Here is a 26,655-nt window from a genome sequence, read left to right on the forward strand (position 1 = left end):
CTGTGAATTTGGCTTCATCGTGATAACTTCTTAAAGGGTTAATAACTAAAGTTCAGACTATAGCCAAAGCCTTCCTCGACTTCACTCTTGTCGGACACTGCATCGTCCAGCGACGTGCTACGATTCTATGTTCAGACTCTAAAGACTTTAAAAGGAGGGCGGACGAAGGTCTTGCTAACGATATAGTCAGACGGCTTACCTAGCGACACAATGCTCTCGCCCTCCACGGCCACAATCTCTAGCGAAACTACAAAATTGTTGCCGCATGAACTAAATTTATACGATGTTTAACATCGGACATTTAGAACATTATCTATAATCCGATGCAAAGGTAAGAGCGACCATAGGGCAAGGGCGAGAATTCGGCAGAACCAAGGAAATACATATTGTCAATCTTAGTTACTCATATACAACGAAATATTATCGTTTTTAAAAATTGCATCATGGTCTATGGTTAACAGAACAGATTCGATTTCCGAGAATTCGGGATGATTTAGACATTTCTTTCTTATACAACGCATAGTTTTGTTGTTTTTGTAAGACATCACAAAACTGATTATCTGCGTATTAGATTCATTATAGACGCTGAAAGCGTCTCCGCTTAGTAACCGTAGGTCGGGATGACCTGCGGAATAAGAACTATCAACAGCAAGCACTCTGAAGGAGTGCCCCATCTATCGCAATGGGCGACCGCTTTCAGGGTCGAAATTATCCGTTTCATTACTGTCCGCAGATCCTACGGATACTGCGGTTACTGAGAGGTGACGCTTTCAGCGTCATTACGAATAATCATTTCCTAATAATAGGAAGAGGAAGTTTATTATCTCGAACTCACATACCGAAGCGACCATAGGGCAAGGGCGAGAATTCGGCAGAACCATGGTAAATGCTCCCTAACTTAGTTTCCGCAGCACATCGAATACATATTAACGCATTGGTTTTCGGGAGGCAGCCAGCCAACAATCTCGTCTTTCGTTCCACGAATCCGTATTTTCAGCCATCTTTCCTTACAATCACAAACCTGAGCAATACTATAGGCTGCATCTTGGGGCAACATACTTAACTTTGAACGGAATGACGGTTTGTTGTATAAGGGAATCATCGGCTTACCATCAATATTTTTAGGTGCTAACCCTACCCCAACATTATTTTTCGGAATCCATACAGAATCCATTGAAAAAGGCAAGGAATCTGTGTCTGACGATGAAATCTTAACCAGAAAACGGTTCTTACATGATTCAATGATGTCTACAACATAAAACGCATTTGATGCCGAATCTGCCAACAGTTCAGCATCTGTGGCTTTGTTGCTATCAGCCCGGGCGATAATAATCCTACCGCTGGTATCTTCCGCAGTTTTGTATACTGCCAACTTGCCGCCGACTATTACTCCCCGACCTATTTGACAGTATGCCACAATATGCATTAAAAGCAAAAATGACACAACAAATATCCTCTGTTTCATATTATCAGTATGGTTTTAGTTTTGCTAACAAATGTTTCTCTTCGGACATTAACGAAAATCAAGACAGATAGGCAAAGACACCTCAGTACGGACTTTTTTACCCTTGTGTTCGCCCGGCTTCCATTTTGGCATCATCCTTAATACGGATACGACAGCCTCATCTAAGTGTTTCTCTATTGAATGTGTAACCTTAAAATCGGAAACAGACCCGTCTTTTTCAACAATAAAAGAAACGACAATTTTTGTTGACGTAATTCCGGCATCTAATGTTTCTTGCGGAAGTTTCAATCTCTGAGTAATAAATGAGAGTATCTTACTTTCACCTCCGGAGAATTCCGGCAAAACCTCAGGAAACACCATAGGCTTTTCTTTGTCTTCCAAGCCACAGATAGTAGCTTCTACGACCGTTAGAGAATGGCATAAGAATCCGTCACATTCATTACGCCCAAATGATAATAATGGCAAGACAACCATTACAATCGCAGATATCAACAACCTTGAACAATTCATTTTTTTGTATGCTAATCGGTGGTAAAATTATTATTGGTATATTTCCTGGAGAGTAGGAGAAAAAATCTCAGTTTTAACTGTTTCTCCTAAAAAAATACCTTTTTCATCATAGTCATACCAAATTTCACAGACTTCACATTGTACCGCTCTTTCTACAGCAATAACGACACGTTCCGATTCGTTTTTTTTGAATAAGATTTCGGGGGTATCAACAGGAATTAAGATAACAACCCCTTTATATGATACATGTCCAAGAGCTAAACTGAGGAAGAATTTTTGTTCTGTACCAAATTTGTTGTACGTCCTAAAAGTATGCTTATTCTCTTTTGAACTATAGATGTATTGTATTACTTTTAGTTCCGAACATTTAGTACAATAGCGCAACTGAACATCTTCAAGCATTTTGTCGAGCAATACAGTATCTGCAATTTCATACTTATAACTATCCCATTTCAAATAATCTCTGTAAGTGAGGTCTCTATCTTCTAAAAATAGTCCGTTTAAATCATAGTTGAACAACATACAACATGTTTCACTTAGCCTCCCTTCTTTAACGACAACGACATTTTTTGCTTTTTTTCTTTTGAACAAGGTACTCGAAGTACCCGCAGGTATAAAGATGTCAAGTCCCTTATAAAATACATGTCCAAACGTCAAACTATCTTCGAGGCATGAACAGTTACACGCTTCAAAAATATGTTTTTCATCTTCAGAAAAACTATATCGTATTATTTTCAGCCCCAAATATTTGGCACAATAACGCGACTGCACATCTGCAAGCATTTTATCTAACAGAAGAGTGTCTAATACTTCATACTCACGGCATTTCAGAATGATTGAGTCTTTGTTGACTTTTGGGGCTGGACAAGAGTTTACACCATACGTTCTGAAAGGCATGAGAAGTATAAACACGATTATAACAAACTTCAGATGTTTCATTTTTGTATTTTTCCAGTTTGATTTTTTGAACATTTCGGTTGCAAGGTAGTCATAATTATCGAAATAAATTACATTTTAGGCACGAAAAAGAATATCACCACTCCGATTTTTAAATCATTTTCTCAGAAATGTTTGACCATATTGCGGATGGAGCACTCTCTTAAACCCAAAACGGTCATTAGAAAAAATAAGTAGCAAAATGTAAGTTGGTTTAATTATTCAGAGTCAATCATTAGCACTTTATGCTTATATTTTTATAGGCTCCGGATACTTATCTGAACATTATGTAAGGCAAAATTTCTAATGACCGATTTGGGATAAAAGAAACGACAATTTTTGTTGACGTAATTCCGGCATCTAATGTTTCTTGCTGGAGTTTCAATCTCTGAGTAACAAATGAGAGTATCTTACTTTCACCTCCGGAGAATTCCGGCAAAACCTCAGGAAACGCCATAGGCTTTTCTTTGTCTTCCAAGCCACAGATGGTATCTTCTACGACCGTTAGTGAATGGCGTAAAAATACGTCACATTCATTATGTCCAAATGATAATAATGGCAAGACAACCATTACAATCGCAAAAACTAACAACCTTGAACAATTCATTTTATTTGATTTTTCTTATGTAGTCGAGAAGTTCGTAAAGTTGCTTATTGTAAAGAATTCTGGGGGCATCGACGTAATGCATCGACAGAATTTCTGTTTCAACACCACCACATTTAAATGAAACAGAAAACTGACAATCGGTCTTTTCAACTTCAAAACTATACAACCGCAATTTTGCGCCAGCATCAGTAAATAACTTATTTATTATCTGAGCACAGCACTTCATTGTCTCGGTTTCCTTGCAAGATTTTTCAATTCCGCCGTTGCCAACAAGAATACACTCGTTATTACGGAACTTCACTTCTTTTATTTTCTTAGACTTTCCGTTGTAGAGTCTGAAAATCAATTCGCCATCATCATCATCTATTCTGTACAACTTCCCAAACTGTGGAGACTTGTTTGCTATGACATCATTCAAGAAGCAATCGAAATTTTCCATATAGTAGTCGCCTGTATCACCAGATACGAACGCACGAGAAAGACGTGCAACATCTTGCTCTGCACATGGGTAGCAATTATAGATACTTCCATCGTTACAGAAAATGTTTAACGTTTTTTCATCTTTGTGGTCAAAACTGAATTTTCCACCTTTCAGCTTCTTCATTTTCGCTAGAAAATGATTCTGTAAGATTGAAATCTGACAACTATCCAACTTCAGTACATCATTTTCTCTTTCAGCAACACAATTCCATTGTTTTACTGTAACTCTGAAATTATATTTTATATATACAGAATCAATTCTCGCCATACTCTGTGCCATAGCGATAGAACTAATCTGTAACAATATCAAAAACAATATTTTTCTCATAGCACCCAATTTTATCCGACTTTTTCCGGTACATTGCTGCCAGTTTGATTTTTTGAACATTTCCGTTGCAAGATAGTCATAATTATCGTAATAAACTACATTTTAGGCATGAAAATGACTATCGCCAGTCCAATTTTAAAATCATTTTCTCAGAAATGTTTGACCATATTGCGGATGGAGCACTCTCTTAAAGACAATTCCGAATTTACAATTATCGGATTTCCCACATATACCCTACATATACAAAACATATAGCCTACATATACACAACATATAGCCTACATATACCTTGCATATACCTTCCCTATACCTTGCGTATAGCTTCCGTATATCTTCAATATACCTTCCATATTCCTACCTTCTTCCTACCTTCTTCCTACCTTCTTCCTACCTTCTTCCTACCTTCTATTTTGTATATACTAAACGGACAATTTCTGACGAAATTGTCCGTTATAAATCCTCGGCAATTATGAAAGCAATTTTGAATTATCAATTATGAATTTTGAATTGTTCATTGTCAATTGTCAACTGTGAATTGTCAATTCTGAATAAATTTTCAACTTTCAATTTTCAACTTTCAACTTTCAATTTCCTCAACCACCGCCGTGGCGTTGCCATCCTTAAAGCGCACGGTTATCTTGCTGCCCTTGGCAAGCTGTGCTACCCGAGTAACGATTTTGCCGTCGGACAAAGTCATGCAATAGCCGCGGGCCAGAAGAATATCAGGGTCGGCACTACGGAGCTTCTCCTCGATGATGCCGAGCGAGAACTTCTGCGCCTGCAAAAGAGCGTCGACGTGCAACCGCATCTGCGGAACAAGCGAGTTGAGCCTCTGAAGTTCGGAGTTGTGCCACATCTGCCACGCCGTTTCTATGCGCTTCTGAATATTGTCGATGCGCGCCAGTTCCTTCGACTTCAGCACCTCGAAGAGGACGGGCATCTTGGCTGTTATGGCATCTATGCGACTGTGCTCGTTCTGCAATATACGCTTCACCTCCGACATTATGCGCTGCCCGTAGTCCTGCAAGTCGTAAGCCGTATCTTCGAGATGATGGATAAGGAACTCGGCCGCCGCCGTAGGAGTCTTTACACGAGTGTTAGAGATGAGGTCGAGAACGGTATCGTCGCGCTCATGACCTATGCCCGTTATAATTGGCAAAGGAAAGTTTGCCACATTCTCGGCAAGAGCAAGCGTATCGAAACCCGACATATCAGCCGTAGCACCTCCGCCACGGATAATAACCACCACGTCCCAGTTGTCAATGTCGGCGGCAATGGCATCGAGAGCGTTTATTACAGTCTGCTCAACCTTGTCGCCCTGCATTATTGCCGGAAACAGTTTAGGGTAGAATTTCAGACCAGAATCATTATTCAGAAGTTGGTTACAGAAATCGCCGTAACCAGCAGCCTTCTCAGACGAGATGACGGCTATTCGCTGACACAATACCGGAATCTCGAGCTCTTTCTGAAGGTCGATAACACCTTGCTCCTTCAGATTGTCGAGAATCTCCTGCCTGTGGCGCATCATGTCGCCAAGCGTGTAAGAGGGGTCTATATCGGTAATATTGAGCGAGAAGCCATACAGTTCGTGAAACGTAACGTGCGCATACACCATCACCTTTATGCCGCTGCGCAGTTCGCTTCCGGTGGCACTCTCGAACTTACGCCTTATCTTCTCGTAGTCGTTGCTCCATATTGTTCCGCGCGCCTTTGCAACCAGTCCGCTGCCCTGAATGTCTTTCTGTACAAACTCAAGATAGCAATGGCGGCGCACGCTGAAATCGCTGATTTCGGCAGTAACCCAATAGCCGTCAATCATGATGGTATTGACGGCACACTTAACAAGGCTGTTAAGTTCGAAAAGCGTAAGTGACGGAGTGTCGTGCATAGTCTGCAATAAAGGCGGCAGTTACTGACCGCCGAGTTTTTTTTCTACAAAATGTCTGATGAAGGCTACCGTCTCGTCAATTCCCATTACCGACGAGTTTATGCACAAGTCGTATGTTGCCGCCTCGCCCCATGTCTTTGTGCTGTAATAGTTGTAGTAGTTGGCTCTTTCGGCATCGCCACGCTCCATCATGCGCTCCGCCTTCTCGGCATCTACATTCTGACGCTCGCAGATGCGCCTTACGCGCTCGTCGTGGCTGGCGGTTATGAACACGCTCACGCATCGCGGATTGTCACGCAGAATGTAGTCGGCACATCTTCCCACTATAACGCACGACTCCTCGTCGGCAATCTTGCGTATGGCATCGCTCTGAATCTTGAACAGAGCCTCCTCGCTAAGCTGATTGTCGTAATATCCGCCAAACGATACGCCGCTCTGTATTCGGTTAAACAGGGTGTTGAAGAAGCCTTTCTTCTCGTCGGTATCTCTGAAGAACTCGGCTCCGAAACCGCTCTCCTTTGCCGCAAGGGTTATAAGTTCGCTGTCCAAGAAACGGATGCCAAACTCCGCAGCAAGTTTCTTGCCTATCTCGCGACCGCCGCTACCCAACTGGCGGCCTATGCTGATTACAAATCTGTCCATAGCATCTTTAAGTTAAATAGTTTTCATTTGTTTGAACTTTCTTATCTGAATGATTATCAGCACCACAGCCGTAACAACAGATATAGAATCGGATATCGGCATTGAGTACCACACGCCGTCAACGCCAAAATATTTTGGCAGGATTATGAGGCACGGAACAAGGAAAAGCATCTGTCTCGAAAGCGACAGGAAGATGCTCTTCTTTGGCATTCCAATGCTCTGGAAGAAGTTGGTGATAACCATCTGTATGCCTATTATCGGGAACGTAACCATAACAATGCGCATGGCATCAGACGACAGGGTGATAAGTTCCTCGTCGGCCGTAAACATACGCGCAACCTCCTCGGGAAAGAACTCGCCCAGCATGAAGCCGCTCGTGGTAACAACCGTTCCGCCAATCATAGTGAGCCACAGCACGCGCATCACACGGTCGTATCGCCCCGCGCCGAAGTTGAAGCCGGCAATAGGCTGCATACCTTGGTTAACGCCCATCACAATCATAACAAAGATGAAGGCAACGCGGTTTACAATTCCGTACGCTCCTACCGAGAGGTCGCCGCCCTGCTCCATCAGTCCGCGGTTTATGACGATTACAACCAGACAGGCGCACAGGTTCATAAGGAATGGTGACATGCCGATAGACAGGATATGCCCGATAATCTTCTTCTCAAGTCCGAAGATGCCGCGCTTCCATCGCAACAGCTCGTCGGGATTGCAGAAGAGCTTAATCTGCACAAGCAGAGCCACAATCTGCGCCAGAACGGTGGCAAGAGCCGCTCCCCTGATGCCCATGTCGAAGACGTAGACAAACAGCACATCGAGCACCACGTTCAGAAATACCGTGAGAATGGTGCACAGCATCGAATACAGCGGATGTCCGGCCGAACGCAAAATGCTGTTCAGACCAAGATAACTGTGCGTAACCACGTTTCCGAGAAGGATTATAACCATATAGTCGCGCGCATACCCGATGGTATTGTTGCTCGCTCCGAAGAACAGCAGGACGGGGTCGAGAAAAATCAGCATTAACGCGCCGAACACAATGCCCAGAATGAGGTTGAGCATAACGGTATTGCCCAGAATCTTCTGCGCCACCGAATAGTCCTTCTGTCCCAGCTTTACCGAAATCATGGTAGATGCTCCCACGCCCACCATTGCGCCGAACGCAGCCGAGAGGTTCATGATTGGGAAGGTTATGGCAAGACCCGATATTGCCAGCGCGCCACACACTTGACCGATAACAATGCTGTCTACAATATTGTATAGCGACGATGCCGTCATAGCAATAATTGCCGGAACGGCATACGATAAAAGAAGTCTGCCTATAGGCTTTGTACCCAACTCTGTCGGGGTTAATTGTTCACTCATCTAATTTCAGTTTATAAGTTATCCGTATCAGCAAGCCCCGGCATATCGGCAACAAAGCAGAACAGAACCGAAGCATAGTGTGCAAAATTAAAAAATTAATATTAAATTTTGATTTTTCCAGTTTGTTTTTTACATTTGCAGATATAACCCCACCGACAAATAATATTAATGATAAAGAATACTAATCGATAAAAAAAGTTAATCAGATGAGTGTAATAATGATTTTGCAGTTAATTATCGTATTGCTGGCATTGTATGTTGGCTCTCGATATGGTAGTCTGGCATTGGGCGCAATCTCAGGAATTGGCCTTGCCATCTTAGTCTTGTGCTTCGGACTTAAACCGGGTAATCCTCCTACAGATGTTATCTACATCATCGTGGCAGCCGTTACCTGCGCCGGCATGATGCAGGCTTCGGGCGGTATGGACTGGCTCATTCAACTTGCCGAGAAACTTCTTCGCAAGCATCCTAACCACATAACCATCCTTGCTCCGCTCTGCACGTTTTTCCTTACCGTCCTCGTCGGAACGGGACACGTTGTCTACACGCTCATGCCTATTATCTGCGACATCGCGCTGAAGAAGGGCATCCGTCCCGAGCGTCCGTGCGGCGTGGCCTCAATAGCATCGCAGGTTGGAATAACATGCTCGCCTATCGCAGCGGCTGTGGCATCATTCGTGGTTATATCTAATGCCAACGGATTCGACGTAAACAACCTTCAGGTTATCGCCGTCACAATTCCGGCGTGTCTGTGCGGTCTGGCTGCCGCTGCGGCTCTCAGCTACAAGCGCGGTCTCGACCTCGACAAAGACCTTCAGTTTCAGGCTCGCCTTGCCGACCCTCAGATGAAGGAATATATGTACGGAAGCTCGGCAACGGTTCTCGACAAGGAGATTGACAAGAGCGCGAAGCTTGCCGTTTACATCTTTATTGGCGCTATCGCCGTTATCGTTATGTACTCTATCTTACAGATTGCCGGACTCGACATCCGTCCTGAGTTCCCTACGGGTAAATTAGACGATGCCGGAAACCCAATAGTAAAGCCTATCGGCATGAACATCATCATCCAGATTGTGATGATAACTGCCGCAGCCTTCATGATTATCTTCTGCAACGCAAGCCCTAAGAAAGCCGTGAGCGGAGCGGTATGGCAGAGCGGTATGGTGGCTGTTGTTGCCATCTACGGCATTGCATGGCTTGCCGACACTTACTTCGGCAACTACATGGATGTTATGAAGGGCGGACTGGAAGGCATCGTAAGCCAGTATCCGTGGACAATAGCGCTGGCATTCTTTGCCGTTTCGGTTTTGATTAACTCTCAGGGCGCGGTTGTGGTATCTATGCTTCCGCTGGCTTACTCGCTGGGCATTCCAGGTCCTATCCTCCTTGGCGTTCTGCCAAGCGTGTACGGCTATTTCTTCATCCCTAACTATCCGAGCGATATTGCAACGGTAAACTTCGACCGTTCGGGCACAACCGTCATCGGAAAATATCTGCTTAACCACAGTTTCATGATGCCGGGACTGGTCAGCGTGATAGTATCAACCATAGTGGGAACGCTCATAACCATGGTTGTTTATTGACAAAAAGTAAGTGGCAATCAACATTTTTTCTTAAATTTGCACTCTAAAGATAAATCAAATGAATAAGAGAGATATGAAGATTCAAAAAATTTTATTGCTTGCCATACTTGCAGGCATGGCTTCGACAGCCAGCGCGCAATTTCAGAAGAGCATTCTGAAGGAGTTCCAGCAAAACTCAAAGTTCGGTGGCTACGTCATCGGAAAATACGACTATAACGACAAGGAAGGCACACAAAGCAACGGCGGATTCGACCTTCGTCTGGGCCGTGTGTATGTAGACGGAAAGGTTCAGAATTTCAATTACAAACTTCAGCTTGAGGTGAGCGGCACACCTAACACAGCCAACACAACCGAGAAGATTGCCCGCATAGTAGATGCCTATGCAGAATGGGAGAAATATCCGTTTGCAAAAATCAAGTTCGGACAGTTTAAGAGAGCCTTCACATTCGAGAACCCTTACAATCCGTTCGATGTAGGCTTTAACAGCAACGCTCAGGTTGTAAGCAAGCTCTCGGGCATGGCAGACAGAACGGGAGAGCACTCAAGCGGCGGTCGTGACCTCGGAATACAGCTTCAGGGTGACTTTGCCAAGATGGCTGACGGTCACAACCTTATCCACTATCAGGTTATGGTTGCCAACGGTCAGGGCATTAACCATGCCGATGTAAACAAGACTAAGGACGTTATCGGAACAATTCAGTTTGTACCAATAAAGAACCTTTACATTGGCGCATTCGGCTGGGCTGGTAACTATACAAAGAACGGCGTAACCGTAGACCGCAACCGTATGTCGTTCGGATTCAAGTACGAGAGCGACTGGACTTTCCGCGGAGAGTATGCAACTTCTCAGGGTCATAAGATTTCGGACTATTCATTCGACGATAACGAGGGCGTTTACAAGCTTACAAAGAACATTGGCAAGGACAAGGCTGATGGCTGGTATCTTACCGTAGGAGCACCTGTTGCCAAGGGCCTTAAGATTTACGGAAAGTGGGATGTTTACCGCGACTACAAGAGTACTGAGAGCGCAACAAGCCAGTACACTCTGTCGGCAAACTACTACCTCAACAAGAATCTGAAGATTCAGGGCACTTTCTACCACACTCACACAGGCAAGGAGGTTGCAAGCGACCACGACTTCAATACTGTTGACATTCAGCTTTACTGGCGATTCTAAATTAAGAACGGCATAAAAAAAGGCAGGCTTCATCTTTTCAGAAAGCCTGCCTTTTTATATCTTGTAAGCACTACGGTTTTAGTTCTTTATCATCTCGAGCAACTCGTAAATCTTTATGAACGGATTGTGCGTAGTGGTAGATTTTACGGTCTTGTAGTCCTTGCTGAAGTACACGTCCCAGAACGAACTGTTGTCATTAGGGTCTTGATAATGAAAATGATACATATCGTCTTTCTCGCCCATATACACGAAAACAGTTTCGCCATACATGTTATTTCCGTCAATATCAGAGAAAAAACACTTTGTTCTGTCGTCTGAGAAAGAAACGTACTCGAGTTGGTTCTTTGCTGGCAGTTCTTCGGATGTTGCCTTGTTCACCTTCTTCACATTGCGGTAACTGTACAATGCGTGCGCGTTCAACAGCGAACAATATACTAAAATTAGGAATGCAGATATTAAAATTCTTTTATTCATACTATCTTTTCACTATGCCATGGTAAAGAAACAAAAACACAATTCATCGTGTAGCAGGTATTCCGCGCATTCCACAGGAGTGCTAACCCAATTATTCTCAGCAAGTTTCAACATCCTTTGCATCTTTTTACCGGCATATAATTCAAATTTGGGTGCAAAATTACAAAAAATGTTCAACATATATGTTATAAAATACAAAAAAGATGGCAAAACATTTTACATTTTTGCCATCTCATCTATAAAAAATAAATTTTTTGCCTTATTTTGCTTCCCATCCAAGGGCGCTTGCGCCAAGTACGGCAGCATCGCTGTCCTTCAGTTCAGAAACGAGCATCTTAGCCTTTCCCTTGAAGATTGGCATAACATTCTCGTTATACGAATCTTTTATCGGATCCATGATGTACTTGCCGCTCTTTGTCAGTCCGCCAAAGAAGATGAATGCCTCTGGCGATGAGAAGGCTGCGAAGTCGGCAAGAGCCTCGCCCAGAATCTTTCCGGTAAAATCGAATATCTTTAGTGCTATGGCATCGCCCTTAACTGCTGCATCGTACACATCCTTAGATGTTATCTCCTCAGGGTTCAGGTCGCGCAAAAGGCTTGGCGTTGAATCCTTTGTCAGAATCTCGCGCGCCGTACGGGCCACGCCTGTTGCCGAGCAGTATGTTTCGAGACAGCCCTTGCGTCCGCAGCCACACAGACGGCCGTCTTCTCTGCGCATGATAACGTGTCCCAACTCACCTGCAAAGCCGTCGCAGCCATATACAAGTTGTCCGTTAATAACGATGCCCGAGCCAACGCCTGTGCCGAGGGTAATGACGATGAAATTCTTCATTCCGCGAGCCGCGCCGTATGTCATCTCGCCAATGGCAGCCGCGTTTGCATCGTTTGTAAGCGCAACAGGAATGCCAAGTATGGTCTTGAACATGTTCGCCATCGGAACGATGCCCTTCCAAGGCAGGTTTGGAGCGTGCTCTATTGTTCCGTTGTAGTAGTTGCCGTTTGGTGCGCCAATGCCAAAGCCTTTTATCTTCTCCATGCCGCCAACCTTCTCAATCATTGGCATAAGAATGTTGCACACAGCCTGAATATAATCCTCGATGTTTGGATATTGCTGAGTCTTTACAGAGTCTGTACAAAGAATATTTCCTCTGGCATCAACAATGCCGCAAACCGAATTGGTACCGCCAAGGTCCATTCCAATTACGTATGGTTTTTCTGTTTCCATGTTATTTTTTGTTTACTAAAGGTTTTATTAAAGATTGTGCTCCGTTTGAGCATTGCAAACTTAATTCTATTTTTTCATTCTGCCAACAAAAAAGTGCATCCTAATTTGTTAACAAAAGTGAAAAACCGCACTTTTTTGACCTGTATCATCAGAAGAGGGCATTTTTTAATGCAAAATCGATTTTAAAATTAAGAGCGATGCCCTATTTTGATGTATCTTTGCACGAAAACATCGCATAATATGAAAAAAATTCTTTTCGTTTGCCACGGAAACATCTGCCGAAGCCCAATGGCAGAGATGATAATGAAGAAGATGGTTGCCGACCGAAACCTTGCGGATGCCTTCGAGATTGCTTCGGCTGCCACATCTACCGAGGAGATTGGAAACGACATCTATCCGCCGGCAAAGGACTGCCTGCGCCGCCACAACATACCATTCACACGACGCCGTGCAAGACAGATGACGGTTGCCGACTACAACTACTACGACCATATATTTGTTATGGACGACAACAATCTGCGCTTTCTGCATTGGAGTATGCCCGACATTGTAGTGGATGCCGGACACGGAAAATTCTACGACCCTAACGGGAAAATACAAAAACTTATGACCCTTACCGGAAGCAACGCAAGCGTTGCCGACCCTTGGTATACCGACAACTTTGAGCGCACATACAACGATATATGCAAGGCTTTGGAATATTTGTTTTTGCTATTAGACTTCTGATTATAACACATCATATTCCCTAAAAAAAGGAATACTCCAAACTCACATCCATCACAAAACAAGAAAACATTACAATATATTATAAAATACGACACATTTATAATATAATTATTTTTTTTACTTAAAATTTAATTTTTTTAGATTATTTTTGTGAAAGTTTTCCCACACCGAAAGCCTCTATGGCTATGTGGGTGGGTATGTACATATAAGGCGTAACTGTACGCTTTGGTTTTGACGTGTAGGAATCTGGCAGTTCTTAACAATTTGTCAAAAACAAAGCAACGGGAACGCCTCATGGGGTGTATTGTATACATATCTCATTGGCATCAATCGCATATATCGTTTGTTGCTGATACAGATTAATTATATAATAACATCGGCGTGGGGCTTTCGGCGTTGCTCGTTTCGACAAATTGGGCAATGCCAGAGCCTCTACACGTGGAACGAGTGACAGATTGGCTCCACGTTTTATTATATACAACTAACAAATATTAATCGTTGTCAAAAGGAAGCCATTGACAAAATAGTTAAATAAAAAAATGAATAACATTAATTTCCCCATTGTAAAAACAGAAAATGGTTTCCTTGTAACAGTTGATTTAAATTTATACAGTGAAAATGCCATCACTGCAACAATATACAAATATACAGACAAATACTTTGTTCATCAACAAACAGATACAAACAACAGCAAACTGGTGAATATCATTTTTGAAGCAAAAGAAGGTGAATTAGAAGGAAACATAGTAAAACAGTTTTACAATGATCTGATCGACCAACAACTTCGCGAAATAACCACAAAAAAATACGGACATATTCGTGATTTAATTGTTGAAGAAGCATTTAAACCTATACAAAAATGACATATCAGTTTCTTCCATTCCGATTCGCTCGATTTAACGATGAAGAATATCTATTATCTAATGATGTAGGAGAATACATATTTCTGAAGAATGAGAACTTCCACAAGTTTGTCAATGGAGAACTAGATCCTACAAGTGACATTTTCTATGATATAGAATCAAAGCAGATAGCCACAACCGACAACGTTGAGGACGTGGTAAAAATGTTGGCAACCAAATTTCGCACAAAGAAAAGCTGTTTAAAAGATTTCACTTCCCTGCATATGGTTGTGCCAACCTTACGTTGCAACTCAAGCTGTATCTATTGTCAAGTAAAGCGCCATGAAAGTACAGACCATTCTGCCGACATGACAAAGAAAACGGCAAAGAATATTGTCAAGACTATCTTCATGTCCCCATCACCATGTATCAAAATTGAATTTCAAGGTGGCGACCCTTCTACTGATTTTGAAATGGTGAAATACATCATTGAAGAAGCAGAATGGCAAAACCTTTTCAAAAAACGTGAATTAGAGTTTGTTATCTGTACAAACCTAACATTGCTTAATGAGAATATGGTGAAATATCTGAAAAAGCACAAGTGCATGATTTCAACATCGCTTGATGGTCCTAAAGATTTACATGATGCCAACAGACCTCTTCAAAACAAATCACTTGACCACCACGAAATTTTTGAAAAAAATCTACAAACGATTCGAGATTTTTGGGGTGATAATGAGTGTGTCTCTGCACTAATGACAACATCTAAGCACAGTCTTGGAAGATTCAAAGACATTATTGATGAATATGTAAGATTAGGATTCCATAATATTTTCTTAAGAGCATTAAATCCTTATGGGTTTGCAAAACAACACAAGGATAAAATATCTTATCCTATAGAAGAGTTTATAAAGAATTATAAGGAAGGCTTGGATTATATTATCGAACTCAACCAAAAAGGAACATTCTTTATTGAAGGATATGCAGCCTTACTTCTTCGAAGGATTCTAACACCTTTTGCAACAGGTTTCGTTGATCTACAATCACCTGCGGGAGTAGGAATTGCAGGTGCTATTTACGATTATGATGGAAGCGTTTACGTTGCCGATGAAGGACGAATGATGGCACGTTTTAAGAACTATTATTTTAAACTCGGCAATGTTAACGAAAATTCATATCAGAGTATGTTCAATGGCGACAAATTGCATCACATTATAAGTAATGCCTGCAATGAATGCCTACCAGAGTGTGCCGAGTGTGTATTTCAACCTTACTGTGGCGCAGATCCTGTAAGAAATCTTTCCGAACAAGGCAACATGGTAGGTCATCGTCCAACAAATGAAATGTGCAAGAAGAACAAAGCCATCATGCACTATCTATTTGAGTTGATCAAAAAAAATGATCCCGAAATTAATAGAATATTTTGGTCTTGGATAAAATAAGAAAGTATGAAACAAATAAAATCAACATATAATAGCAATTCACAAGAAATTGTCGGTCGAATAACATTGAATGACAAAAGCATATTCAACCGTTCCTCATATATTCTTGTGTCAAATAACCCATCATCCACGAAAGGTTACAAGGCTGTTATTGCACAGTCAGACGTTATGAAAAAAACATCTATACCATACATCCAAGTTGACAAAATAGATGATTTTAACGAAGGTGATGTTGTTAATATTACGACAGATGGAAAGATTTGTTTTTTATATGAAATAAACTCATCATCAAACGCTATATTTGCAACTGCCCGTTGCAATCACCGTTGCATCATGTGTCCACAGCCGCCAGTATTACAAGAGAAAGACAAAACTGATTTCAACTTAGAGTTGATAAAGTTATTTGATAAAAATACACAAGAGGTCGGCATAACAGGCGGTGAGCCAACTATGATTGGAGAACGACTCTTTGAACTGATCCGTCAAATCAAAAAGTCATGCCCCAAAGCTGCGATAAGCATCTTATCCAATGGCGTCAAATTTGCAGATATTGAATATACAGCAAAATTAGCAGCTTGTAATCATCAAGATTTACAAATAGATGTCCCTATATTCTCAGACATTGCATCAGAACACAACCGCATTGTAGGAGCCAAAACCTTTTACAAGACAGTACAAGGACTTTATCATCTGGCACAATTCGGACAACAGATAGGCTTACGCATTGTTATCCACAAGCAAACATATAGAAGACTTCCACAATTGGCAGACTACATTTATCACAATTTTCCATTTGTGACACAAGTTGCTTTCATGCAAATGGAAACAACAGGTTTAGCAGAAACAAACCTGCAAGAATTATGGATTGATCCATATGACTATAACAAAGAACTACAAGAAGCCGTTTTGCTTTTAAATGATAGAGACATCACAACCTACATTTACAATGCTCAATTGTGTGTATTACCTGAAGAATTACGTCCATTCGCAAAGCAATCCATCAGCGAATGGAAAGATGTATATCTACCTGTTTGTGAGGGATGTTCTCTTAAAGGTGAATGCGGTGGATTCTTCTCAACAAACAACAATAATATCAGTACGCACATCCATAAAATTGAATGTACAAATTCCTGTACAGAGTGAATTGTAAAAAATATTGTCTAACTAAAAAAAGGAGGTATCAATGAAGAGACTAATGTTTTTGCTTGTTTCTGCATTTATCGCAACGACAAGCTACTGCGCCACTGCTTCAGAAAATATTATGAGTGCATTAGGCAGCGATGACACTACAACTCAAATTGAAAAGCAGAAGAACCAGCCTTTGGTATTACAGAAAGCCATTGACATGGTAAAGAGTTCTCTTGCGGGTCACTATTCGCACAGTTCTCATTCTTCGCACAGCTCTCATAGCTCACATTCTTCTCACTATTCTAGTCGCTAACAAAAATAGTGTTTCTGAATGAGACATAGGAGTAAATTCATCTTAAGGAGGACAACAGTAGTCCTCCTTTATTTATTTTATATTGCATCCTTGCTCCACGCCCAACTCGCACATTTTCTTCTTCAGCATCTCTACAAACTCATAGTTCTTTATGTTCCAGTTTGGAGCAAGCAGAAGGTCTTTGGGCGAACTGGACACAAAACGCTCAAGAACAACCTCGCGGCGTATGTATGATATGTACTTTATAACCATATCTATATACTCGTCGGCGGTATACAGATGAAACGGACTCTGCTCGTACTCGCGCGCCATTACCGTACCTTTTATTAGCTGCAGCTGATGCAGTTTGAGCGTGGTTATTGGCAGTTGGTTTACGAGTCTTGCCTGCCTGATGAGTTCGGCATCGTCCTCGCCCGGCAAACCCAAAATTACATGCGCACCGACATAGATTCCACGCTTTGCCGTCCGCTCGATAGCCTCAACGCTCTGCGCGTATGTGTGACCGCGGTTTATGCGGCGCAGAGTATCGTCGTTGGCACTCTCGATGCCATACTCAACGGTCAGGAAAGTGCGCTTCGACAAGTCGGCAAGATAGTCGAGCAGCTCGTTGGGCATACAGTCGGGGCGCGTTCCTATTACTATTCCCACCACATCGTCGCATCGCAAAGCCTCCTCATACAAGCCTATAAGATGCTGAAGTTCGCCATAAGTTCCGGTATAAGCCTGAAAATAAGCCAGATATTTCATCTCGGGATATTTCCGGGCAAAGAAAGCCTTCCCTTCCTCAATCTGCTGAGTTACAGACTTCTGCGTGGCGCAATACGACGGATTGAAGGTCTGGTTGTTGCAATAAGTGCATCCGCCAAAGCCCTTGCTGCCGTCGCGGTTGGGACAGGTGAATCCGGCATTTATTGAAATCTTTTGCACCTTGAACGGGAAAACCTTTCCGTAGAACGAGGAAAGGTCGGTATAGAGATAGTCGTTGTTAGTCATCTGCTCATAATTTGACGCAAAAATATACAAAAAAAAGCAATGCTCTTGCCGTTGTGAAGTTTTTTAAGTTTCTTTGCATAAAAATCATGAATATATGAAAAAATCGATTGTTATTGCCGGCATTGTCGCAACGCTGGCTTCGAGTGCGATGGCACAAAGACTGGAGTTGAGAGATTTGACATCATACCGCTACATGCCGAAGCAGATTCACGGCATCACGCCGTCGCCCGTAAACCCAAAGACATACACTATCATCAAGGCCGAGAGGGAAATAAGCGCATTCTCGTTTGCCGACGGCAAGGAGGTTGAGCCGTTCCTGAAACTCGACGGAAAGGTTAAGTTCTGCGGAAATCTTGCCAAGGCCGACGGCGACAAGGCTACCCAACTTCGAGATATCGACGACTACATAGCATCGCCCGACGGCAAGTCGCTACTTCTGCAAACCAACACGAAGAAGATTTACCGACACTCGTTCACCGCCGACTTCTATCTCTACAACCGCACGGAGAACACCTTGCACAAGGTAAGAAAGCACCATCTTATGCAAGAGCCTACCTTCTCGCCCGACGGCAAGATGATTGCCTACGTATGCAAGAATAATCTGCACATCATCGACATAGCAAAGGGCGAGGACAAGCAGATTACATCCGACGGCAAGTTCAACCACATACTAAACGGTATTCCCGACTGGGTAAACGAGGAGGAATTTGCATACAGCCGCGCATACGACATGAGCGCAGACAGCAAGCACATTGCATGGATAAGGTTCGACGAGAGCAAGGTGAAATCTTACTCTATGCCGATGTATAAGGGCTTCTCGCCATCGCACAAGGAAAACGCGCTCTATCCGGGCGACTACACCTACAAATATCCGAAGGCTGGCGAGCAGAACGCCACCGTAAAGGTGCTTAACTATAACATAGAAGAGGGCAAGACTTCTGAAATAAACGTTCCGCTCGATGCCGACGGCTACATTCCGCGCATAATGTTCACGGCGCAGCCGGGCATCCTTGCCGTAACAACGCTAAACCGCCACCAGAGCAAGTTCTGCATCTATCTGTGCAACGTAAACACGGGCGACACAAAACTAATTCTCGAAGAAAATGCAAAGAAATACATTCCGGAGGAGACCTACGCAAACCTTCATTTCTACAAGAACTGCTTTGTGCTCGAGAGCGACCGGGACGGCTACAAGCATCTTTATCTGTACGACCTGAACGGAAAGCAGAAACAACTTCTGACTAAGGGCAACTGCGATGTTACCGACTTCTACGGATACGACGAGAAGAGCGGAACGGCCTACTATCAGAGTACCGAAGGCAATCCGCTTCAGCGATTCGTGGTGAAGAGCGAGAAGGGCAAGAAAACCGTCCTCACACCGCAGAAAGGCACAAACAAGGCTATTTTCAGCACAGACTTCGCATATTTCATCAACACTTTCTCGAACTTCGACACACCGCACATTACATCAATCATCAACAACAAAGGCAAGAGCATGACCGTACTTGCCGACAACGGTGACTTGAAGAAGAAGATTGACGAGATTAGCGGCGCAAAGAAGGAATTCTTTACATTCAAGACAAGCGGCAACGTCGAACTGAACGGTTACATGATAAAGCCTTACAACTTCGACAAGAGCAAGAAATATCCGGTAATAATGTATCAGTACAGCGGTCCGGGCTCGCAACAAGTGCTCGACAGTTGGAACACGGGCAACATGACTGGCTGCCTGTGGGAGAGATACATGGCCGACAAGGGCTTTGTGATGGTATGCGTAGACGGCCGCGGAACAGGCGGACGAGGAGCCGACTTCGAGAAATGCACATATCTCCGCCTTGGCGAAAAGGAATCGGAAGACCAAGTAGAGGCGGCTCTCTATCTGGCTTCGCTGCCGTTTGTCGATAAAGACCGAATAGGCATCTGGGGCTGGAGTTTCGGCGGATTCAACACGCTGATGGCAATGAGCGAGGGCAGAAACGCGTTTGCATGCGGCGTTGCCGTTGCACCTCCAACCGACTGGCGATTCTACGACACCATCTACACCGAGCGATACATGCAGACTCCGCAAGAGAATGCCGAGGGCTACAACATCTCGCCTATCGGTCGCGCCAAGAGTCTGCACGGCAATCTGCTTATCTGCCACGGTCTTGCCGACGACAACGTCCACTTTCAGAATACGGCCGAATATCAGGAAGTTCTGGTTCAGTTGGGCACTCAGTTCGAGAGTCAGTACTACACCAACCGAAACCACAGCATCTACGGCGGTTCAACCCGGCTTCATCTGTACACCCGAATAGAAAATTTCTTTGTCAAGAACTTGATGAAATAATGAAATGAAAAATCGGCAAACTCAGCGGAATTTTCCGGAGTTTGCCGACTTTTCTTTTTTTAAGATTGATTATCCTTTGTAAATCAAGAAAATCGTTGGAATCTTGCTCAAGTCGTGCAGTTTAATCTTCTTCCACTCGGCAATGGTGTGCGTGTGGATGTATTCCTCGGCGCAGGTAATGCCAGAGGCTATGCACAGGCGCGTAGAAGGCTTGCAGGTGCGCAGAAGTTCCTCAAGCATCTTGTGGTTGCGATAAGGCGTCTCGATGAAGAGTTGCGTCTGGTCTTCGGTATAGGCGCGCGTTTCGAGTTGCTTTATGCGCTTTGTACGCTCCGCAGGCTCTATTGGCAGATAGCCGTTGAAGGCGAAACTCTGTCCGTTAAAGCCTGAGCCCATAACGCTCATTATAATCGACGATGGTCCGACCATCGGAATAACGCGCAGATTCTTTCGCTGAGCCACAGCCACCACATCGGCTCCCGGATCGGCAACGGCAGGGCACCCGGCCTCGGAAATAACGCCCATGGCATTGCCCTCTTCGAGTGGCTCCAGATACGAAGCCATCTTGGCTGCATCGGTATGCTTGTCCATCAGATAGAATGTAAGTTCATCGATGTTTATATCCCGGTCAACCTTCTTCAGAAATCGGCGTGCCGAACGCACGTTCTCGACAATAAAGAACTTTATCTGCCTTATTATCTCGCGGTTATACGAAGGCAGAACATTATCTATTTCGGTGTCGCCCAACGTTACGGGCAACAGATACAAAGCATTTTCCATCTGTAATAACTAAAAATCCGAACCAGTCTCACGCAGAATCTTTCCGTAGTCGTTCTCTCTTAGCAAGTCGCCGATTGTAACGTCGGGATGGTTGTTCATGTAAGCATCAATAATCTGTATGCCAAACCACACGCCAAGCATATTTGGCGAGCCTTCGCCAAAGTCGGCATTGCACGGAGCCGGTTCCATGTAGTTTCTGATAGTCGTTGGATCGTCGGAATAGAGCAATGTTTGAATCTTGCCCCACACCTCATCGGTATTCTTGCTGAGCCATTTCAGATTGGTTTCCGAGTAGCCTACGGCCTTCTCGAAGTTCGTTGTCTGCACAATGTGCGAAGTAATCCAATGCATCTTGCCCTCGTAGAGCATTACCTGATAGAACTTGTCCTTGCGTTCAGGCAGCGGATAGTTGGCGCACAGGTAGTAGTAAACGCAGTCAGGAACCATTCGTTCTGGTGCGAACGAACGAATCTGATAGTTGTAGAAATACGTTTTGTACAAGTCGTAGTTCACACCCATATACTTGTCGAGGCTGATGCCAAGAAGCGTGTCGCAAACTACGATAGACTGGTTCAGTCCTGAAATCTGGGTGTAGACGTGCGGTATTCTGATGCTCGGCACATATCCCTTCATGGCTGTGAAAGCCTGCGAGAGGGATTCTTCGTACCTGCTCATGTTTACGAACTTGCGCGATGCGTCGTCCATAAGTTTTCGCGAAACTGGGTCGAGGTAGAAATCGCGCAACTTCGTACTAATGTCGGCATCTTCAATATAACCAATCGAAAGAACTTCTTCTATGAGCAATCTGGTAGCGTCTGAGTAATTTGTCGACAGCGAAGTCCATGATGAATAGCTGTTCACGTCGACATAGTCTTTAAGGGTTCTGTCGTATCTGTCTATCTTTATGGTCACATCTTCCACGCCGTCAACGCCATAGCGCGACTTGCCCGAACATGAAAACAACAATGTGGCGACAACCAAGTAGAAAAGATACTTCATTATTACACCTTAAATTAAAACCTTAAAAACACATAGCAAATATACATAAAAGAAGATAACGAACAAATCTAATTGTAAAAAAATATTAAAATTTGTGAAAAAAGCCTATAAAATTATGATTTTTGTTTTTTTTTACTTAACTTTGCGCCCGAAGTAAAAAGTTCTTTTTCATAATATTTATTTAAGGTTAGAATTTGATATAAGCTTGTCGAATGCTTGCGAAAGCAGGAAAACGAGTACAAATTCTAAAAAAGTTCCAGATCTGTGAAGATGTGGAACTTTTTTTATTACCCATACTCCCGTTTTTTTATTATCTTTGCCGAAAACATTTATAATTTACTAATTTACAACAGAAAAAATGAAATTTACAAGTATTATCGCCTTGCTGCTACTTTCCGCCAATGGGGCAGCAGCACAAAATAAAGTTACAAAATCGTACGAGGTAACTGTTAATAACGCACTAAAACGTGACTACAAGGATATGCCTGTAACTATTAAAATCAACGATTTCAAGGCTGATTTCCGCGTGCGCTCTGCCGTGGTTAAACTCAACGGCGAGGAGATTCCTTCACAGCTCGACGACTTCGACGGCGACGGACACAACGACGAACTTGCCCTCGTTCTCGACATGAAGGGAAAATCGTCGGCAAAACTCGACGTAACACTCTGCAACCTTCCTTCTGAAAAGAAGTACAAGTCGAGAGTTTACGGCGACATGATTCTTAACGACAAGAACAAGCGCATTCCAACAATCACAACACTTTCTGCTCCGGGAACAAAGATTACACGTCCTTACTACGATGCGGTATTCCTTCACGGTCCTGTATTCGAGTCTGAACTTGTTGGCTACAGAATTTACTTCGACAACCGTCAGAGTCTCGACCTCTACGGAAAGATTAAGCAGCGCATCGAGTTGCCTACAACCCGATTCCACACAACCGACGCACAACTTGCCGAGGGCTACGGAGCCGATGTTCTGTGGGCAGGAAAGACGGTGAGCCTCGGCTCATTCCGCGGATGGGATGCCGACAAGAAAGAGCCTCTGTATGTCGATTCTGTAAAGACTCGTCAGGAGAGCCTTCGCGCAGCAGGTCCTGTGCGCACGATAATCGAGGTTAAGGACTACGACTGGCTCTACGACAATCACTTCCTCACCATGACTCAGTACTACACTCTTTGGGCTGGGCACAGAGACGTTAAGGTTGAGGTTCACTTCGAAGACAAACTCACAAACGAGACTTTCTGCACAGGCGTACAGAAACTGGAGACCGACATCAGCGGATTCCTCGACGGCAAGAAGGGCATCGCCGGAAGTTGGGGAACAAATCAGCCTGAAAAGGGAAAGAAGATTTTCGAGACAGTAGGTTTGGGCATCTACGTTCCAACATACTACATCAAAGACAGCCGCGAAGATGGCGGAAACTACTTGTTTAACATCGGAAACGACGGCGACAACGAGATTCACTACTACATCACCTTCTGCAACCAGAAGGAAGAGAACGGCTGGAAAACCAACAAGGAGTGGTTCAGCCACGTTAAGGAGTGGGCTCAGCTAAAGCGCGAAGAAGAGCGAAACACTACTAATTATACTATAAATATTAAATGAAACGTAAAATTCTGAGCGGCGTTCTTGCCGCAATGTGCGTGCTTTCGATGCAGGCACAGACTAACTACAAATCTAAAGTCTGGGTGTCAGACCAAGGCGACGGCACTTACAAGAATCCGGTGTTGTATGCCGACTACTCCGACCCCGACGTTATCCGCGTTGGAGAGGATTACTACATGACATCCTCGAGTTTCAACTGCATTCCGGGATTGCAGATTCTGCACTCTAAGGACATGGTTAACTGGGAGTTTGCCGGAGCAGCAGTTCCTAACGCATTGTATCCTTATGATGACGAGAAGCCTGAGCACGGAAACCGCGTGTGGGCACCAAGCATCCGCCATCACGACGGGTTCTTCTACATCTTTTGGGGCGACCCCGACCAAGGCGCGTTCATGACCAAGGCAAAGGATGTGAAAGGTCCGTGGAGCGAGCCTGTCATCGTAAAGGCTGGCAAAGGAATCATCGACACTACCCCACTCTGGGACGAAGACGGCAAAGTATACATGGTTCACGCCTATGCCGGCAGCCGCGCCGGACTGAAGAGCGTGCTTGCAATCTGCGAGCTTAACAGCGACGCAACAAAGGCTATCGGTCCAAGCCGGATAATCTTCGACGGACACATAGACCAAGTTACTTGCGAAGGTCCTAAAATTCATAAGCGCAACGGATATTACTACATCTTCCATCCGGCTGGCGGCGTTCCAACGGGCTGGCAGACCGTTCAGCGTTCAAAGAACATCTACGGTCCTTACGAAACGCGCATCGTGATGAAGCAGGGAAAAAGCCCAATAAACGGTCCTCATCAGGGGGCATGGGTAGATACTCCAACCGGCGAGGACTGGTTCTTCCACTTTACTGATGTAGGCGCATACGGCAGACTGCTATGCCTTGAGCCAATGAAGTGGGTAAACGACTGGCCCGTTATAGGACAGGCAAAGAAGGGCGCAGAATGGGGCGAGCCCGTAACTCAGTACAAGAAACCTAACGTGGGCAAGACATACCCAATCTGCACACCTGTCGAGAGCGATGAGTTCGATGGCATGGTGCTCGGTCCGCAATGGCAATGGCAGGCTAATTACAACGAGAAGTGGGCTTACTTTGCCGGAGACAAGGGCTTCGTCCGCCTGTATTCTCATCCTGTAGCTAACGATTACAAGAGTCTTTGGGATGTTCCGAACCTTCTTTTGCAGAAGACTCCTGCACCGAACTTCTCGGCAACAACGAAGATTACTTTCTCGCCTATCGAGAAATACAAGGGCGAAAAGACTGGTCTTGTAGTGATGGGACTGGACTATGCCGCACTTACGGTCGAGAACACAGAAAGCGGTCTGAAACTCTCTCAGGTTGAATGCAAGAAGGCAGACAAGGGTAATACCGAAAAAGAGAATGCTTCGGTAAGTCTGAAAAAGAGCACCTTCTACCTGAGAGCGGACATCAGCACGGACGGCTCAAAGATTAGCAAGAGCGAAGGAGGACACGATCTTGTGGTAAAATGTCAGTTCTACTACAGCACCGACAACAAGAAGTTTGAGAAACTGGGCAACGAGTTTCAGGTTAAGGAGGGCAAATGGATTGGCGCAAAGGTCGGCGTATTCTGCACCAGACCAAACATCAAGACCAACGACGGCGGCTGGGCTGATGTTGACTGGTTCAGGATAGAGCCTCTTAAAAAGAAATAACGCAGTTTTAAATATCGTTTAAAAGCCATTTTACAATCGTGTTAATGACTGTAAAATGGCTTTTTTCATATCTTGCTATTGGCTTAATAATCTAAAACAAAGTATTCTTCTTTAGGATTATATGTTATTATTCTCCCCAGTCCATAAGGTATTCTTATATTTTGAACTGCTTTTATTTGCATATCGTCCAATTCATATAGTTTACCATTAAATACAGAACAGCCCTTCCTTGTTCCATTCAAATAATAATAATATGTATGAATTCTATCTGGATTTTTTAAAATTTCCACCTTTTTTTTCAATTCTTTTACATTCGATGCGTATATAATCTCCGAGTAATCTTCTTGTGAAATAATATCATAATATATATTGCCAAACCGATCCATAGATACATAATTACAGTTTTCAGCAATTTTCACTAATATCTTATTCCTTTTATCAAAGATATACAAATCATACTGTACACTAATAACAAAATAATCTTCGAAAGAATCTATTTGTACTATCTGATATTCCATTTCTTCAGGATGGCATGGAACAGATTCACGGAAAATACAAACATCATCAACATAGTATATTATATTTACCTTTCTATACGAAGAATCAATTTCAGTTACAAGCAGATTTCCATTTTCGATGTAGAAGTTCTCTATTTCTGTCTTACTCTCAAAAAGAATAGAGTCTTTCTCATCTGAGTTCCGAGCAAGATGCCTCTTTTTTAACGAATAAAAATCACAATAATACAATGAATTATCCACGATTTTCGCTTCAATGGCACTAAGTGAATCAAGTTTGTTTGTTGCAGTATTCCATACCCACACATCATTCTCCTTATTCTCTAAATCAGAATATGTATACGCCAGTTCGGGATAAGATTAGAGTTCAAACAGCTCAAGTTGTCTTGATTTTTCGACATGCACAGGAAGAGCATCCGGCTTGTTCTCGAAGAAGCAATATGCAGTAAGGGCAGAGCAGATGTTCATGATAAAATTATGTATCGAGCGATGGCGTGAGTGCACAAGGTTTGCCTTGTTCTTGAGCAGGTCGTTGATGCACTCGATGATGCATCTTTTCCTAAGCAGAATCTTCTCCTCAAGCGACATGAGTTTGTTCTTCATGTTCGCCTTGAGACCAT

25 protein-coding genes are annotated in these 26,655 nt (G+C 43.6%); 10 read left to right on the forward strand and 15 right to left on the reverse strand.

Annotated features, from left to right (window positions below):
* Positions 1-898: 898 nt before the first annotated feature.
* From T538_RS0111965 to T538_RS0112000, 8 genes are all read right to left on the reverse strand, one after another.
* Positions 899-1,465 carry a hypothetical protein gene (locus tag T538_RS0111965; RefSeq protein ID WP_031534042.1) on the reverse strand — a complete coding sequence of 189 codons (567 nt, stop codon included), beginning with the start codon at positions 1,463-1,465 and terminating at the stop codon, positions 899-901.
* Positions 1,466-1,513: 48 nt separating this feature from the next.
* Positions 1,514-1,975, reverse strand: coding sequence for an energy transducer TonB (locus tag T538_RS0111970; RefSeq protein WP_051663829.1), 462 nt, complete (start codon positions 1,973-1,975; stop codon positions 1,514-1,516).
* Positions 1,976-2,005: 30 nt separating this feature from the next.
* Complete coding sequence (locus T538_RS0111975; protein WP_031534040.1) at positions 2,006-2,914, reverse strand: hypothetical protein; 909 nt, start codon at positions 2,912-2,914, stop codon at positions 2,006-2,008.
* 271 nt (positions 2,915-3,185) lie between these two features.
* The gene (locus T538_RS0111980) at positions 3,186-3,518 is read right to left on the reverse strand and encodes a hypothetical protein (RefSeq protein WP_155993168.1); all 333 of its coding nucleotides are present in this window, start codon (positions 3,516-3,518) and stop codon (positions 3,186-3,188) included.
* Position 3,519: 1 nt separating this feature from the next.
* Entirely contained in the window at positions 3,520-4,122 is a 603-nt protein-coding gene (locus T538_RS0111985; RefSeq protein ID WP_155993170.1) for a hypothetical protein, read from the reverse strand.
* Positions 4,123-4,903: 781 nt separating this feature from the next.
* On the reverse strand, positions 4,904-6,214 hold the full coding sequence (gene xseA / locus T538_RS0111990; RefSeq protein WP_031534037.1) for an exodeoxyribonuclease VII large subunit: 1,311 nt from the start codon (positions 6,212-6,214) through the stop codon (positions 4,904-4,906).
* Between the two features lie 21 nt (positions 6,215-6,235).
* Positions 6,236-6,856, reverse strand: a complete 621-nt coding sequence (locus T538_RS0111995) for a cytidylate kinase-like family protein (protein ID WP_031534036.1) — start codon at positions 6,854-6,856, stop codon at positions 6,236-6,238.
* A 12-nt stretch (positions 6,857-6,868) separates the two neighbouring features.
* Complete coding sequence (locus T538_RS0112000; RefSeq protein ID WP_031534035.1) at positions 6,869-8,224, reverse strand: MATE family efflux transporter; 1,356 nt, start codon at positions 8,222-8,224, stop codon at positions 6,869-6,871.
* 206 nt (positions 8,225-8,430) lie between these two features.
* On the opposite strand from T538_RS0112000, the gene T538_RS0112005 reads away from it, so the two are divergent.
* Positions 8,431-9,807: an anaerobic C4-dicarboxylate transporter gene (locus tag T538_RS0112005; RefSeq protein WP_031534034.1), complete on the forward strand. Its 1,377-nt coding sequence runs from the start codon at positions 8,431-8,433 to the stop codon at positions 9,805-9,807.
* Positions 9,808-9,880: 73 nt separating this feature from the next.
* Complete coding sequence (locus T538_RS0112010) at positions 9,881-10,984, forward strand: porin (RefSeq protein WP_155993172.1); 1,104 nt, start codon at positions 9,881-9,883, stop codon at positions 10,982-10,984.
* Between the two features lie 78 nt (positions 10,985-11,062).
* On the opposite strand, the gene T538_RS0112015 is transcribed toward T538_RS0112010, so the two are convergent.
* Together T538_RS0112015 and T538_RS0112025 are read right to left on the reverse strand one after the other, a co-directional pair.
* Entirely contained in the window at positions 11,063-11,458 is a 396-nt protein-coding gene (locus T538_RS0112015) for a hypothetical protein (protein WP_155993174.1), read from the reverse strand.
* 259 nt (positions 11,459-11,717) lie between these two features.
* Entirely contained in the window at positions 11,718-12,683 is a 966-nt protein-coding gene (locus T538_RS0112025) for an ROK family protein (protein ID WP_031534030.1), read from the reverse strand.
* Between the two features lie 240 nt (positions 12,684-12,923).
* Here T538_RS0112025 and T538_RS0112030 point away from each other — a divergent pair, with 240 nt between their 5' ends.
* The 5 genes from T538_RS0112030 to hxsA2 all read left to right on the forward strand — a co-directional run bounded on the left by T538_RS0112030 (position 12,924) and on the right by hxsA2 (position 17,134).
* Positions 12,924-13,409: a low molecular weight protein-tyrosine-phosphatase gene (locus T538_RS0112030; RefSeq protein ID WP_031534029.1), complete on the forward strand. Its 486-nt coding sequence runs from the start codon at positions 12,924-12,926 to the stop codon at positions 13,407-13,409.
* 539 nt (positions 13,410-13,948) lie between these two features.
* Positions 13,949-14,272 carry a His-Xaa-Ser system protein HxsD gene (gene hxsD / locus T538_RS0112035; protein ID WP_031534028.1) on the forward strand — a complete coding sequence of 108 codons (324 nt, stop codon included), beginning with the start codon at positions 13,949-13,951 and terminating at the stop codon, positions 14,270-14,272.
* Positions 14,269-15,693, forward strand: a complete 1,425-nt coding sequence (gene hxsB / locus T538_RS0112040; protein WP_031534027.1) for a His-Xaa-Ser system radical SAM maturase HxsB — start codon at positions 14,269-14,271, stop codon at positions 15,691-15,693. Before hxsD ends, hxsB begins: the two co-directional genes overlap by 4 nt.
* Positions 15,694-15,699: 6 nt before the next feature.
* Positions 15,700-16,836: a His-Xaa-Ser system radical SAM maturase HxsC gene (gene hxsC / locus T538_RS0112045; protein ID WP_031534026.1), complete on the forward strand. Its 1,137-nt coding sequence runs from the start codon at positions 15,700-15,702 to the stop codon at positions 16,834-16,836.
* 40 nt (positions 16,837-16,876) lie between these two features.
* Positions 16,877-17,134 (forward strand): His-Xaa-Ser repeat protein HxsA2, encoded by a 258-nt coding sequence (hxsA2, locus tag T538_RS18165; protein ID WP_081834981.1) that lies wholly within the window; start codon positions 16,877-16,879, stop codon positions 17,132-17,134.
* 72 nt (positions 17,135-17,206) lie between these two features.
* On the opposite strand, the gene T538_RS0112050 is transcribed toward hxsA2, so the two are convergent.
* On the reverse strand, positions 17,207-18,127 hold the full coding sequence (locus tag T538_RS0112050) for a tRNA modification radical SAM protein MnmL/YtqA (protein ID WP_031534025.1): 921 nt from the start codon (positions 18,125-18,127) through the stop codon (positions 17,207-17,209).
* Positions 18,128-18,221: 94 nt separating this feature from the next.
* On the opposite strand from T538_RS0112050, the gene T538_RS0112055 reads away from it, so the two are divergent.
* Positions 18,222-20,456: a S9 family peptidase gene (locus T538_RS0112055; RefSeq protein ID WP_051656067.1), complete on the forward strand. Its 2,235-nt coding sequence runs from the start codon at positions 18,222-18,224 to the stop codon at positions 20,454-20,456.
* A 69-nt stretch (positions 20,457-20,525) separates the two neighbouring features.
* Here the strand turns inward: T538_RS0112055 and T538_RS0112060 are convergent, their stop codons facing one another.
* Together T538_RS0112060 and T538_RS0112065 are read right to left on the reverse strand one after the other, a co-directional pair.
* On the reverse strand, positions 20,526-21,236 hold the full coding sequence (locus T538_RS0112060) for an SAM-dependent methyltransferase (RefSeq protein ID WP_031534023.1): 711 nt from the start codon (positions 21,234-21,236) through the stop codon (positions 20,526-20,528).
* Between the two features lie 9 nt (positions 21,237-21,245).
* On the reverse strand, positions 21,246-22,235 hold the full coding sequence (locus T538_RS0112065; RefSeq protein ID WP_031534022.1) for a gliding motility protein GldB-related protein: 990 nt from the start codon (positions 22,233-22,235) through the stop codon (positions 21,246-21,248).
* A 358-nt stretch (positions 22,236-22,593) separates the two neighbouring features.
* On the opposite strand from T538_RS0112065, the gene T538_RS0112070 reads away from it, so the two are divergent.
* Together T538_RS0112070 and T538_RS0112075 are read left to right on the forward strand one after the other, a co-directional pair.
* Positions 22,594-23,841, forward strand: a complete 1,248-nt coding sequence (locus tag T538_RS0112070) for a DUF4861 domain-containing protein (RefSeq protein ID WP_031534021.1) — start codon at positions 22,594-22,596, stop codon at positions 23,839-23,841.
* Positions 23,838-25,520 (forward strand): glycoside hydrolase family 43 protein, encoded by a 1,683-nt coding sequence (locus tag T538_RS0112075; RefSeq protein ID WP_031534019.1) that lies wholly within the window; start codon positions 23,838-23,840, stop codon positions 25,518-25,520. Before T538_RS0112070 ends, T538_RS0112075 begins: the two co-directional genes overlap by 4 nt.
* A gap of 83 nt (positions 25,521-25,603) precedes the next feature.
* Here the strand turns inward: T538_RS0112075 and T538_RS0112080 are convergent, their stop codons facing one another.
* Both T538_RS0112080 and T538_RS0112085 read right to left on the reverse strand, forming a co-directional pair.
* On the reverse strand, positions 25,604-26,341 hold the full coding sequence (locus T538_RS0112080; protein ID WP_031534018.1) for a hypothetical protein: 738 nt from the start codon (positions 26,339-26,341) through the stop codon (positions 25,604-25,606).
* Between the two features lie 54 nt (positions 26,342-26,395).
* Positions 26,396-26,655 (reverse strand): transposase (locus T538_RS0112085; RefSeq protein ID WP_231497110.1); only part of this gene is annotated, 260 nt, incomplete at its 5' end.

Origin of the sequence: Bacteroides sp. Ga6A2, assembly GCF_000702225.1 — a bacterium.
Lineage (GTDB): Bacteria > Bacteroidota > Bacteroidia > Bacteroidales > Bacteroidaceae > Ga6A1.